This is a genomic window from Vibrio sp. Vb0937 (assembly GCF_033338855.1).
Genome location: NZ_JAWOTK010000002.1, coordinates 779555 through 793126, shown reverse-complemented (window position 1 = coordinate 793126; position 13572 = coordinate 779555). Strand labels below are relative to the sequence as shown.

Annotated in this window: 11 protein-coding genes and 1 pseudogene; 3 read left to right on the top strand and 9 right to left on the bottom strand. The window is 44.3% G+C overall.

All coding sequences use genetic code 11. The features are described 5' to 3' along the window. Positions 1 to 71 precede the first annotated feature (71 nt). Together R7P67_RS06900 and R7P67_RS06895 are read left to right on the top strand one after the other, a co-directional pair. Complete coding sequence (locus R7P67_RS06900; protein WP_262592067.1) at positions 72 to 338, top strand: hypothetical protein; 267 nt, start codon at positions 72 to 74, stop codon at positions 336 to 338. 395 nt (positions 339 to 733) lie between these two features. Beyond that, entirely contained in the window at positions 734 to 1573 is an 840-nt protein-coding gene (locus tag R7P67_RS06895) for a DNAase (protein ID WP_318085923.1), read from the top strand. A gap of 507 nt (positions 1574 to 2080) precedes the next feature. Here R7P67_RS06895 and R7P67_RS06890 read toward each other — a convergent pair. From R7P67_RS06890 to R7P67_RS06850, 9 genes and pseudogenes are all read right to left on the bottom strand, one after another. Next, positions 2081 to 5182: an efflux RND transporter permease subunit gene (locus R7P67_RS06890; protein ID WP_318085922.1), complete on the bottom strand. Its 3102-nt coding sequence runs from the start codon at positions 5180 to 5182 to the stop codon at positions 2081 to 2083. Beyond that, a complete protein-coding gene (locus tag R7P67_RS06885) occupies positions 5179 to 6507 on the bottom strand; it encodes an HlyD family secretion protein (protein ID WP_318085921.1) in 1329 nt (442 codons plus the stop codon). The genes R7P67_RS06890 and R7P67_RS06885 overlap by 4 nt, the downstream gene beginning before the upstream one ends. Then, positions 6494 to 7150, bottom strand: coding sequence for a TetR/AcrR family transcriptional regulator (locus tag R7P67_RS06880; protein ID WP_021707693.1), 657 nt, complete (start codon positions 7148 to 7150; stop codon positions 6494 to 6496). The genes R7P67_RS06885 and R7P67_RS06880 overlap by 14 nt, the downstream gene beginning before the upstream one ends. Before the next feature lie 192 nt (positions 7151 to 7342). After that, a complete protein-coding gene (locus R7P67_RS06875; RefSeq protein WP_104976271.1) occupies positions 7343 to 8002 on the bottom strand; it encodes an HAD family hydrolase in 660 nt (219 codons plus the stop codon). A gap of 2 nt (positions 8003 to 8004) precedes the next feature. Next, entirely contained in the window at positions 8005 to 9024 is a 1020-nt protein-coding gene (locus tag R7P67_RS06870; RefSeq protein WP_005373862.1) for an ABC transporter ATP-binding protein, read from the bottom strand. Beyond that, a complete protein-coding gene (locus R7P67_RS06865) occupies positions 9021 to 9809 on the bottom strand; it encodes an ABC transporter permease (protein WP_005373859.1) in 789 nt (262 codons plus the stop codon). The genes R7P67_RS06870 and R7P67_RS06865 overlap by 4 nt, the downstream gene beginning before the upstream one ends. A gap of 2 nt (positions 9810 to 9811) precedes the next feature. Beyond that, positions 9812 to 10702: an ABC transporter permease gene (locus R7P67_RS06860; RefSeq protein WP_170893089.1), complete on the bottom strand. Its 891-nt coding sequence runs from the start codon at positions 10700 to 10702 to the stop codon at positions 9812 to 9814. Next, positions 10699 to 11523 (bottom strand): alkaline phosphatase family protein, encoded by an 825-nt coding sequence (locus tag R7P67_RS06855; RefSeq protein ID WP_054574544.1) that lies wholly within the window; start codon positions 11521 to 11523, stop codon positions 10699 to 10701. The genes R7P67_RS06860 and R7P67_RS06855 overlap by 4 nt, the downstream gene beginning before the upstream one ends. A 12-nt stretch (positions 11524 to 11535) precedes the next feature. Continuing rightward, a pseudogene (locus tag R7P67_RS06850) lies at positions 11536 to 12603 on the bottom strand (ABC transporter substrate-binding protein). 210 nt (positions 12604 to 12813) lie between these two features. Between R7P67_RS06850 and R7P67_RS06845 the strand changes: the two are divergent. Beyond that, a complete protein-coding gene (locus R7P67_RS06845; RefSeq protein WP_054574545.1) occupies positions 12814 to 13542 on the top strand; it encodes a UTRA domain-containing protein in 729 nt (242 codons plus the stop codon). The last annotated feature ends 30 nt before the right edge of the window (positions 13543 to 13572 follow it).

The window sequence follows — 13572 nt, the reverse complement described above, 5'->3', positions numbered from 1 at the left end:
AAAAGTTGGCATCGTATGTGCAATATATAAATTGTAATTAAAATTAACTGCTAATCCTCAAGGAGCTTATTATGAAAAGCGTATTTCTATCTACTCTAAGTCTTATTGCTGTAATGTCATCACCAATCGCTGCTGCTAACACTTTAGACAAACAGGAGTGGAGCTCAGATTTACGTCAGGACTTTTCTGAGATGAAACATGAAGCTATAGCAGATATTCAGCAAATGAACATGGATGCCATTCACGCACGTGGTGAGCGTATCGTGAAAAACATTAAAGATGAGCAAGAACAGTTAGTAAAGGTAACGTGCCACAAAGAGAAAGCAAGCAAGTCATAAACGCCGCTAAAAGAGACTAACAGACGAAAATGAATCCAATACGAGTTCGGTGTTAGTTAGCAGTAAGCACTGACCTTGTTGCTCTACTTGCCAGCCTTTTAAGGCTGGCTTTTTTGTTTCTCATTTCATGGGTGGAGATCAGATCCTCAAGCTTATTATCAATAGTTGGCGTGTTTGATGAGCTATTGCTGGATGGAGCGGATGTAACTTTCAAAAGTGTAGATTTCAGTAAAGTGGAGGTGATGTTAGATATTTAAAATTTAGAAAAGATCCGATCTCCTTTTTGACCTTCATAATACCTTAGTATGTGGCTTACCTTTACTTGAATTAGAACTCATATTGCAGGCTCTCGTTTAAAGGTATTGATGCATATTTGAAGAGTAAGAGATAGACATATGAGTTTTATTAAAATGTGTAAAGATGGTTTTAGAGGAAAGCCGGATTTCTCTGACTTATTACATAATGCGTTCCAGATAGATGACTTAGTGCTGTCATTTGAGTGTCCGAACAACATATATGAAGGACATGTATACCAGGATCTTGTTAATTTAGAACAGTTCGATGTTGAATCAAAAATAGAGAGGCATGAAAGGTTTATAAACTTGGCCACGATTTATTTCTCTTTTCAAAATAAAATAATAAATCCACTATTACCAATCAATAAACAAGGTAGCTTATATATTCGGTTAAGGATTAAATCTTCAGATAAATATATTACTAGTGTTAATCAACTATCTTCATTTATAGAGAAAGAGTACGTGGATTTTTATCATGCTGTAGAGTCACCTGACGGTTCTCAAAAAGGTGATCATACAGAGTTGATGAATGATGCCATTGCGTATGCAAATCATCGTTGGGGAATGGACCCGATAAACGAAGAAAAAAAGAGAGCGAAAGAAGAGTTCCTTGTAGGAGAGTTTCTTCGTGGTTATCCTCCAATCAAATGCCAAGATATCAAGATTGGTGAAAATACATTTTCAAAATATGTAGAAGGAAATTTGGAGTATAAAAAAGACTATCGAAGAGTGTACAATTTGCCTATCAAAAATGAGTTTTACTTTAGTATTGAATTTTTATATGAAATCGAGCCTATGTTTGCTCAAAAAAAGTTTTTAGATTGGGTAAGACACGCGGATGAAATCTTTGAAAAAAATGTTTTAGAGTTGCTAGCACTGTCTCCGCTTATTGATTCGCATACTACCTCCAAATCCGAAAGGTTGGCAAAAAAAAGTTGATCCAGAGCGTTCATACTTAACTTAAAGAAAAAAGCCCGCGAAGAATACCTTCACGGGCGAAAAAAGGGCACCAAATTGGGTGTCTATTCATTTTGGAGGTGGTCGAACGTCCATATAAAACTGACAATAGGCTTGGTGAGAGGCTTACCACCAGCGCGACCAACGAGGCTAAAGTTAACATTGTTGTAATGATTGTTAAAATGTTAATTCTTCAATCAATGTTTTCATTATCGTGAGTTTAAATTGTGAATGTGTTGCCTACGTGTATTTTTACTCTGTGAAATTCCGTTTTTGACAATAAGACATATTATAAATCTTGTGTTGGTTATTTGATTTGGTTATATAAAACTCAACATACTTAATCCTTAACTGTTCATATTCACACTTAATGAGACACAATAACCCTCTGTTTGTTAAGTGATTGTGTGTTTTTTAACGCATTGGTATTGAACAAAAAGCGACCTAAGCCGCTCTTGTTCATTTTGATAAGTTTACTTATCAGTCGTTTTAGATTTCTTCGTGCTTATGGACTAGGCCGAAGTCAGCTAAAATGGCATACGCAGCAGGGATCATAAACAACACCAGCAGAGTGGATGCGAAAATACCAAACACGATGGAGATAACCAGTGGTTGGATAACCTGTGCTTGCAAACTGGTTTCAGTCAGTAACGGAAGCAAACCTGCTGCAGTGGTCATTGATGTTAGGAATACTGCTCTAAAGCGTTCCCGACTGGCTTTGACTACTGAGTCATGCACATTATCCCCTTCATCCACATGATGGCGTATGTACTGAACTAACAGAATCGAGTCATTCACCACAATCCCTGCTAATGAGACGAAGCCCATCATACTTGGCATACTTAATGAGTGACCGAGTAGGATGTGTCCCCATACCACGCCAATAAAAGCGAGGGGAATCGCAAGCATGACGACGAATGGTTCCAAATAACTGCGGAATTGGTAACTCAGAATCGCAAACACGCCAAACAAACCAAGCAAGAAGCCTTTACCCATTGATGCGCCAGTTTCAGCGGTATCTTTGGCTTCACCTTCAAAATCAAAGCGAAGATCAGGATACTTTTGCATAAGCTTTGGTGCTTCATTCTGTTGGAACTGACGAATAATGGCGGTTGAGTTGGCTTTCGTATTGTCGATATCGCCGAATACGCTCACAGTGCGCAAGCCATCAATGCGCTGGATTCTTACGTAATTACGCTGGAAATCCAAAGTTGCAATGGTCGCGAGTGGGATTTGACTGCCATCGGACAAGATTATTGGGAAGTTTGCCAATTGCTGTAAGTCACCAGCTTGCGCTTTATCGAGGCGAACTTCGATGGAAATGTTTTCTACCCCAACTTGGATCTCGTCTGCGGTTTGGCCAAAGAAAGCCGCACGCAATTGATTGGCAATGAGCTGACCGTTAATACCATAAGCTTCCGCCCCAGGACGAAGTTTAACCAAGACTTCTTCTTTACCCATGCGCATGTCATCTAATACGCCATGGACACCGTCAAATTCATTCAAGTATTGCTGAATGTCGATAGAGGCGGCTTTAAGCGCATCCAGATCATCATGCTTCGCTCGAATCTCAATCGCCCGGCCACCCGGTCCCATGGTCGGTTGTTTAAATACCAGCGAGATAGGATCGGTAAGTTCACCAATGTCTTCACGCCATGCATCGATAAATTCATCGATGAGTGTGTTACGACTCTCTGCACCCAGCAAATCCAGACGTACCGTGGCAATGTGAGGGCCAGATTCATTCGCGTCGGCGTTAGCGTTGAATTGACTGGTGATGTGCAGAACCAATGGATTGCCGTCTTCCACTTTTTCTGTCCATTCTTTATCTAGCTTTTGAGCGGAAGCAACGATCTTACCGACGACAGCTTCAGTTTGAGACAGAGAAGAACCCGGAGGAAGAATAATACGCGCTTCTGCAATGTCGCCATCCAGTTCAGGGAAGGGTTGGAACTTGAGCAAACCACCTACTAACGTGGCAGCGGACATAAGAAGCAAGGCAACCACACCGCCCATAAAGGCATAGCGATACTCGACCACTTTATCCACTGCGTTGACCAAGGTGGTGTTGCGGAAGTTTTCAAAAGAAGCGAGCAGCTTTTGTTTGAACTTCGGTGTTTTTCGCTCTTGCTTTTTTTTATGCAGAGAATGAGAAAGGTGGTTAGGTAGGATCAAGAAGGCTTCCACCAAACTCAAACTCAAAACGAGGATCAGAACTTGAGGAACTGCTTTAAGTACCGCACCCATTTCACCTTGCAAGAATAACAAGCTACCGAAAATACACACCGTGGTTAGGAAGGAAGAAATTACCCCCGGCAGTACCTTTTTCACGCCTTTAATTACGGCATCATCGATCTCTTCTCCTCGGTCGAGGTGAGCGGCGATCGATTCGGCAATAACGATGGCATCATCCATCATGATACCGATGGCCATGAGTAACCCGACCAAAGACATGATGTTGATGGACAGGCCAAGTTGCGCCATCAAAAATAACCCACCCAAGAAGGCAACGGGCAAACCAGCCGCGACCCAAAAAGAGTAGCGAAAACTAAAGAACAACCACATGGTGGCGAAGACCAGAATGATACCTTGCCAACCGTTTTTGACCATCATGGTCAGGCGATCCCAAAGTACGGATGAAAGGTCATTGGTCATTTGTAGCATCACACCGTCTGGCGCGATAGCTTGTTGTTCTTCTACAAATTGAGCAACCCGTTCCTTGATACGCAGTGCGTCATCTTCTTTGTTTTTGCTGACTTTTAGTAGGGCAGAAGGGTGACTATCGAAGAGGACTTTCTGTTCGTCCAATTCAAACCGGTCGGTAATCGTCGCAATGTCTCTTAGACGGATGATTGATCCATTTGGACCAGAGCCCACGACGATAGTCTCAAGTTCTTCTGGCGTAACGCGACGTTCGTCGAAGCGGATCAGAAAGTTCTTATCTGGTGTTTCGACATTACCACTTGGCAACTTGACGTTTTGACGACCAATCTGCTCCGCAATATCACCAACACTCAAACCAAGTTGTCGGATAGCTTGAGTGTCTAACTCTACTCGGTATTGGTGGTCAGAGAAGCCAGCAACTTCAACCAAAGAGACATCGTAATCGATTTTTAACGTGCGTTTAAGCTGTTCGGCATACGCTTTTAGCTCTGGCCATGTGGTATCTGCGGTGATGGCGACATCCACAACTGGCTCATTCCAATCTAGCTCTTGGACCACAGGAGACTCAATTTCTTGAGGGAAGTCGTTTATCGAATTGATCTGAGTTTGAACATCAACCAGCATGCGGCCGATGTCGGCTTCTTCATTCAGTTTTAAGATAAGACGCGCAGAGCCTTCAATCGCTTCACACTGAGTTTCTTTAATGTTGGCAAGGCCATCGACAGCATCTTCCATTCGGATACAGATGCTCTCTTCTACCTCTTGAGGGGAAGCGCCGGGGTAAACCACACCAGCTAGGATGTAGGGCGGATCAAACTCAGGAAAAGTTTCACGCTTAATCGTGGAAAGTGAAGAAATCCCCAATATCAGCAGCGTTAGCATCAGCAAGTTGGCTGCTGTTGGATGCTTGGCGAAGAATCGGATCATGAATCAGACTCCTCAATAGCCGTTTCTGACTGGTCAGGTGACTCTTTCAATAGCATGCCGTTAATCGCAGGGAGCAAATCGTTGATGATCAGCTTCTGACCTTGCTCTAGTTCACCATCGATCACCACTTGGTTATTGCGGCGATATAACACTTCAACCGTCACGACTTGCAGACGATTGTCATCGCCCATCAGGTAAATCTTATCGCCATGAAGCGCACGCTCTGGGATGACCCAACTCGGGTTCTCTTGTCCCTCAATCAAGGCACGCACAAACATGCCGTTCACCAATGGAGGCGCAGACGTTGGGTTTAATGCACGGTAGTCTTGTTCAATTTCCAGAATCACACCGGCAGTCGCTTGGCTTGGATCAACCGTTTCACTGATGCGTGCAACTTTCGCAGGCCAGCTTGCAGAGAGGTTACCGCTGCTGAGTTCAATGTTGGCATTAATCGCATTCATATCAGGTTGTGGAATACCAGATTCATCGCGGACAAACTCACCGATGCTCGCCGCCAAAGTTTGCATGTCATGAATGGATAGTTGAGCTTCCACTTCCATGACATCAATACCATGTCCTGTCACCATGGTTTGTTGGAGGTTAACCACTTGCTTTTTCTCAATTTCTACGTCAGCAATACGCAAATCGTAAGGAAGCGTGATGATGGTCTTATCAAGCGAGCGTTCGGCCTCATCCACTTTTGATGCATTAACTTTAACTAGGGCTTCCGCGACTCGTTTCTCATCCGGCATCAAACCAATTTGATTTTCAATATCCAGTACTAACTTACGTTGAGAGAGCGCGCTTTGCTCTTGCTGATCTACATCCGATTGCGAGGTTAAGCCTTTCTTACGTAGGTTTTGTTTACGGTCTAACTCTTTGTTGGCGATAACCAGACGGTTGGCTTCTATCTTGAGTGTGCTTTTGAGATTCGCTTCTTCTTGGTTCAGCTTAGCCAGAGAGGTTTGGGCAGATTTGAGATCGGCTTGAGCTTGAACCAGTTTCAGTTCGTAATCGAGTGGGTCGATTCGCAAGATTTCTGTCCCTGCTTGCAACACTTGTCCTTTTTCCAGCTGCGGATGGCGGTAGACCACTTTACCCGTCACTTCGGCTATCGCTTTCCATTCCACTTTTGGGGCGATCTTGCCAAACCCTACGGCTACTGGAGCAATGGCTTTGAGCTCAAGAGGAATTGTCTCGACCAACCGTGCACGATCTCCAGCGGGTTTTACGGGCAAATCTGGTTTGAGGCTAATCGCCAAAAACAGAATGACGACCCCCACCGCAAGAGCAGGAAAGAACAGCAGCTTTTTATTTATCTTCATATTGGTCGCCCGAGTCTAAAAATCCATGTTTCATCAGTTGTATGTTGTGTTCGAATAATCGGTTCAAGAAGGCTTCAGAAAGTTCAATGCCATGAATGGCGAGCAGTGCTGGTGGTGCCATAAAAGGAAATACCATCAAGCTGATGTAAGAGACGCGACAAAGTTGAGGGTCGGCGTCTTTTCGTAAAACGCCACTGTCGATCAACTTATCAAAGATCACGCCTTGCATTGGCTTGCTGATATCTGCGAAGACTTTTTCGAGCAGTTTGCGTTGGGTTTCCGATGGGGGCATATTCATAACTTGGGCAACTAAGCGTGGGAACTGTGGTACCTTGATCATTTCGCGGTAGTAGGTGCGCATTAGATCGAGAAAGTTTTGCTCGTTACTGTTGGATACCAACGTCTGCATCTGCTTTTGCATCGGTGACAGTGTTTCGCGCAACATGGTCTCGAACAAGCCTTCTTTGTTGCCAAAGTAGTAACGAATCATCGCCACGTTCACGCCTGCTTTCTGCGCGACTAGGCGAGTAGAGACCTTGTCATAAGCCATAATGGTGAAGAGTTCGCGCGCGTGGAAAATCAGTTTTTCCCGTGCGTCGATATTATCTGTGGGTCTTCCCGCCCTTCGATGCGCTTCCGTCACAATCTTCTCTCAAAATATTAAACATTTGATTAATTATAAGACGCTGATTTCTCATGCGACATGTGAAAAATTAATCAGTATTTAATCAAGTGATTAATTTGTGATGAAGAGAAGTAAAAAAGAGCAGAAAGAACTGCTCTTTGAACAAATAGAAAAGTATTTACTTAGGAAGAACGGTCTTGTGAGGCTAGATCACCCCCAACTTAACACACTCCAATTCGGTCTGTTGGCGTGTTCTTTTAGTTGTGGGCATGGATTTACCAGATAAGCGTAGTTCGCGTATTCACAAAGCGGTAAATCGTTGATTGAATCGGTATAGAAATGGATTTCGGAATAAGGCTCAGGCTGATTTTCTAGCCACTGTTTTAATCGCGTGACTTTGCCTTCACGATAACTCGGGATACCGTCGATTTCAGCAGTATAACGGTTGTTTTTCTCGATTAAATCAATTCCGAGTGCGGTTGGAATATTAAGACGGCGACCAACGGCTTCCACCAAAAAAGTGACGCTGGCAGAGATGATAACCATATCTATACCATCACGAGACAGTTGCTCAATCAGGGTTTTGGCTTGAGGGAACTGTTTAGGCAAAATATGGCTTTCAACACATTCTTCAACCAAGGCGTTTACTTCTTCAATCGGCATGTTTTCTAGTGGCTTCATGGAGAACGCTAGGTAATCTTCCATGTCCATTTTGCCTTCAGAGTACAAGGCCATTAGACGCTGATCTTCCTTAATAAATAAAGGATCAGTCGCGATGCCTCTCTCAACCATAAACTCGTTCCAAATCATTGCGCAGTCAGCGTTTATTAGGGTTTCATCCATATCAAAAACATACAAAGGTTTGGACATGTTTAGGCTCTCACTGGTTGAATTTCGTTTAGGTTAAAGAGTAGCTCTAGTTGGCTGCCATTCGCTAGTAAGCGTTCTGAAGAGCGGTTAAGTAAGTCAACAGTGAGCTCACACTCTTCAACGTTCACTTGATAGCGAATAACATTACCTAGAAGCTGGTGGTTGGTGATCGTACCTACTTGTGGCGCTGAGATGTGGCTATCATATTGACGACCTTGCTCTTTTACATATATAGACTCTGGGCGAATCGCTACTTTCCATTCGGTATCAATGTTGAAGAGTTGCTTGGCTTTATTGGCCTCTACAAGGTTGTAGTGCCCCATGAAACCGGCCACAAACTCGTTAGCAGGATGAGTATAAATTTCTTCAGGTGTTCCTGCTTGAACAATTTCCCCTTTACTCATTAGGAAGATACGATCAGACATAATCATCGCCTCTTCTTGGTCATGAGTTACGAAGATAGTGGTGAGATTCATCTCTTTCTGAATGTCTCGGATTTGCTGACGAAGGTGTTTGCGGATTTTGGCATCAAGCGCAGAAAGTGGCTCATCAAGCAATAATATGCGAGGTTTCACCACCAACGCTCGAGCGAGTGCGACACGCTGGCGCTGACCGCCAGAAAGTTGATGCGGATAGTGTTTTTCTTTACCTGCCAGATCCACCAGTTTGATGACTTTAGCCACTTCACGTCGAATATCATCATTCGCAAGCTTTTTCATTTTTAAGCCAAATGCAATGTTGCCTTCGACGGTCATATTGGGAAACAGCGCATACGATTGAAAGACCATCCCAATACCACGCTCTTGCGGGACTTGATGCGTGATATCTTCTCCGTTTACCCAAATCTCGCCTCCATCGACAGGGTTAAGCCCAGCAAGGCTGCGAAGTAGTGTCGATTTACCACAACCGCTAGGGCCCAAAAGCGTAATGAATTCACCTTGCTCGATGTTAAAGTGAATGTCCTCAAATACGGTGTTATCACCAAAACGTTTAGTCAGATTTTTCGCTGTTACGTAGCTCATTGTTTGACTCCTCGGCTGAAACGACTTGCCAACCAAGTCAGTAAAAAAATAAATAGGAAGTAGGTCATCACTAAGGCAGACGTAAAGTGGCCGCTCGTCTGACGCATGTTATACAAGTAGATTTGCAGGGTTTCATAACGTGTGCCGACTAAAATATTGGCGAACACAAACTCTCCCAATAGAAATGAAAATGAAAGGAAAAGCGATGCCATCAGTCCTTTTTTGAGGTTAGGTAAAATGACCATCAAAAACGCTTTGGTTGTGCTTGCTCCTAGCAAGTGTGCAGCGTCCATTAAATCGTTAAGGTTAATTGCTTCGAAGCTATTAGAAATCGCACGATACATGAACGGTAACGCTATGGTGAAGTAAGTACCTACTAGAATCCAAGGAGTACCGATAAGGGAGATTTCACTGTCAGCATAAAGTTGAAGCAAGCCGACGGAGGACACCACTGGTGGTACAGCGAATGGTAGCAAAATCAATACGTTCATGAGCTTATCGAGCCTTGGAAAGTAGTAAAACACCACGAATATCGCTGGCAGAACTAGAATCACACTGAGGGTTAGCGAAGCAATACAAATAAACAGCGAACGCCCAAACGCTTGCAAAAAGCGTGGGTCGGTCAGCAATTTAACGTACCAATCAAAAGTGAAACCATCTGGAAGCACCGTGGCGCCCCAGCGTGATGAAAGCGAATAGACAAAGGTCGCTAAAATCGGGATGAGCATGATCCCAACAATGGAATAAACCACCGTTTTATGGAATCGAGTATTAACGTTGTTCATGACTACTTCCTACCTGCATAGCTTTTCGAAATGAGCCATTGGTTAATCACTGTGATAAAGGCAAGTAACGCCATTAGAATCACCGAAATTGCAGCGGCGAGATTAGGTTCAAGGAACAGGTCTCCCGATACCAGACTCGCAATTCGAATTGTGATGACGTTATAGTTACCGGAGGTCAGCGCATAAACACTCGCATAAGCGCCAATTGCGTTGGCTATTAAGATAATAAAGGTACCGAATAAGGCTGGTGAGAGCACTGGCAGAGCGATTTTCGCCCAATACTGTGATGTTTTGGCTCCCAGTAGCGCAGCAGCTGCTTGCCAATCATCGCTCAACGCGTCGAACGCAGGGTAGAGCAACAACACCGCCAGCGGGATTTGGAAGTAGATGTAAATGGCCAGCAGACCCCATTTACCATAAAGGTCGAAATCACCGAGTAAGCCATACTGCTTGAGCAAAAGGGTAATCGCCCCATTGGTGCCCAAAATAATGATAAAAGCGAATGACAGAGGTACGCCTGCAAAGTTGCTGCTCATGTTCGTAAACGCAATCACACCGTCGCGGACTTTAGAATCGACTCTGCGTAGAGAAGAGACCAACAGAGTCGCAATGGCTAAGCCAAAAATGCTCGACCATACAGCTAACCACAAACTGTTGCCAAACGCCTGCATCATAAAGGCGGAGTCGAGCACTTCAATGTAGTTATCGAAGGCAAACTCGCCATCGTAGATAAAGCTGTTTAACAGTACCCAAATCATCGGTGCGAGTTGAAATAGGTAGAAAAACAGTGCGAAAGGCGCCAACCAAACGGCTGGCTTAAAGCGCTTTAACCAAGTACTTGCCAAATTTGAACGTGATTCGCTAGAGCTTGGGGAGAGGACTGAACTGCTCATAGTGCTAACAATTCCTGAGTGTATGGCTTCGTGTGGTCAAGGTTTAGCAATTGACAAACGGTGCCACAAATATCAGTTTGCTTAATATGACAATCTTGATGGGTAAACTTATCACCAATGACAAACAGGGGAACTTCTCGCTCTTCAGGTAAAATCCCACCGTGAGAAAGATCGTTGTTCATGCCATGATCGCTGGTCACAATGATTTGATACCCATCAGCAAGCCATTGATCGATGTAGTTGGAAAGAATAATGTCTGCACCTCGCGCACAATTGCGGTATTGGCGAGAGTCTAGGCCAAACTTATGTCCTGTATCGTCGATATTCATCGGATGGATCAGTAAGAAATCAGGTTGATAGTTGCGGCGTAAATACTCTGCGTCCAGGAACAAGGCTTCATCAGGATAATGATCCCAATGGTAAAAGTAGCCGTGCTGGATATTCAGGGTTTCATCATGCGTGAAACGATCGCGAACAGGTTCAAATGGCGCGCGATTATAAAGCTCACTTACCCAGTGGTAGGCAGCCGCAGCGGTCACTTTTCCTTGGGCTTTTGCCAAACTGAAAATGGAATCGTGTTTGGATAGACGAACGATATTGTTGTTTACGATGCCGCTTTCTACAGGGCGAACGCCCGTTAAAATGCACTCATAAAGTGGGCGAGACATAGAGGGCAGCTCACACTGCACAGGATAAAGCGTTGCGCGAGTTTCTTGTTGGGAACGACTTTGTTCTAGAAGACCATTGAGGTAGCCCATGCAATCACGGGCTACCTGATAGTTCAGTCCATCTAGAACAACAAGGATGACCTTATTGCTCATAACGACTTACTCTTATTGCTGGTGGATTAAGACACTTTCTTGCCATTGACGTGGCAGCTTACGTGCGGACTTTTCCCAAGCTGAGAAGTCAGTCACTGGGTGAACATTGCTGTATTGGTCATTAGCAATTAGCTTGTCTTGCACTGCTTGAGGCAGTGTGATGTTGGTGCGGATTGGACGCGCATAACCTTCTGCTAAGTTGATTTGCCCTTGATCGCTGAAGATGTATTCACGAGCAAGCTTTGCTGCATTAGGGTTCTTCGCGTATTTATTGATTATGGTTGTATAACCAGAAATCACAGTGCCATCTTGAGGAATGCTCACTGTAAAGCGGTCGCGGTCAATTTTGTCGCGGTAGTTCAATGCATTGAAGTCCCACATGATCGCCACTTCAACTTCGCCTTTTTCTAGGTTGGCGATGTTCGGATCGGTAAATGAAAGACGACCTTGCTTCGCGAGTTCAGAAAAGAATTTGAGCGCAGGCTTGAGGTTGGATTCGTCCCCACCGTTGGCGAACGCTGCGGCGAGAACCGCGTTGTTTGCCTGTGCTGCTACGCCTACGTCACCTACGGTCACTTTGTAGTCGCCTTTTAATAGGTCATCCCACGTTTTTGGCGCGTCTTTTACGAGGTTATTGTTGGAGATAAAAGAAATAGTGCCAGTGTAAGCAAGTGCCCAATGACCATCTTCGTCTTTTGCCCAATCTGGGATGTCATTTCAAGTTGTTGGTTTATATGGCTGAGTGACGCCTTTTTTAACCGCTACACGTGCGAAGGCAAAGCCTACGTCACCAATGTCTGCGGTCGCGTTTTTCTTCTCAGCTTCGAATTTTGCGATTTCTTGAGCCGAGCTCATATCCGTGTCTTGGTGCTTAAGGTTGTAATTTGACTTTAAATCAGCCCAAGTGTCTTTCCAGTTTGCCCAACTGTCAGGCATACCCACACTGTAAACCGCCCCTTCTTTTTGTGCTGCTGCTACCAAAGATTCAATATCGGCTTCTTTCGCTACTGTTGGCGTAGCGAGCGTTACCGCAATGATTGCCGCTGGTGCGGTAATTGAACGACTTAGCAAAGTTTTCATTGTCTCCATCCTTCTGGACTAGGTCAGTAAGTTCGCTTTGTATGCTATGGATGGAATGTGACGATTTAGCGCAAGTAACTTGACAGTTTTGCTGATTTTATATGGCACTTATATTTCATACGTTCAGTATGTGTTCTGTTGATTAATGTCATATTTTTGTTACGTAAACGCCTTATGTTATTCGTCAAATTATCGTTGGACTAGATCAGAATGAGAGCGACAGGCACCGGACAATTTGGTACCCAATTAGGAAAAATTAGAAGCAGCTTAAAACAGCAGATTCTTTCCGGCATCATGTCGGAAGGACAAAAACTGCCGTCAGAGAGAGAGCTCAGTGAGCTGTTTTCTACAACTCGAATCACTATCAAAGATGCGTTGGTGTCTTTAGAAACTGAAGGTCTTATTTATCGAGAAGAGCGCCGGGGTTGGTATGTATCTCCTGAGCGTATCTGTTACAACCCGTTGTCTCGTTCTCACTTCCATCAGATGATTCGAGAGCAGCATCGTATTGCAGAAACTAAGTTACTCAACGTGCGAAGTGAAATGGCCGCAGGTGAGTATGCCAAATCGTTAGAGGTGGAGCGAATTACCCCAATTTATGTGATTGAACGGTTACGTTTTATTGATGGGCGAGCGGTATTGTTTGTTGAGAACGTGCTCAAAGCGGCACTGTTTGAGGGGATATTGTCTGAGAACCTCACCATGTCCCTGACGGGCATTTATCGTGAGAAGTATGGTTACGAGACAAAGCGCTCTCGTTTTGATGTGATTCCCACGTCAGCTCCTGCTCATGTCGCTAAGGCGTTGAACCTAGCTGAAGGACAACCCGTTCTGAAAATTCGGCGGGTAAACTACAAACAAGATGGGTATTTAATGGACTGCGAATTCGAGTATTGGCGTCCAGACGCAGTGATGATTCGTATTGATAGCGTAGGATAAAGCGCAGAATTAAAAAGAGCCCAATTAAGG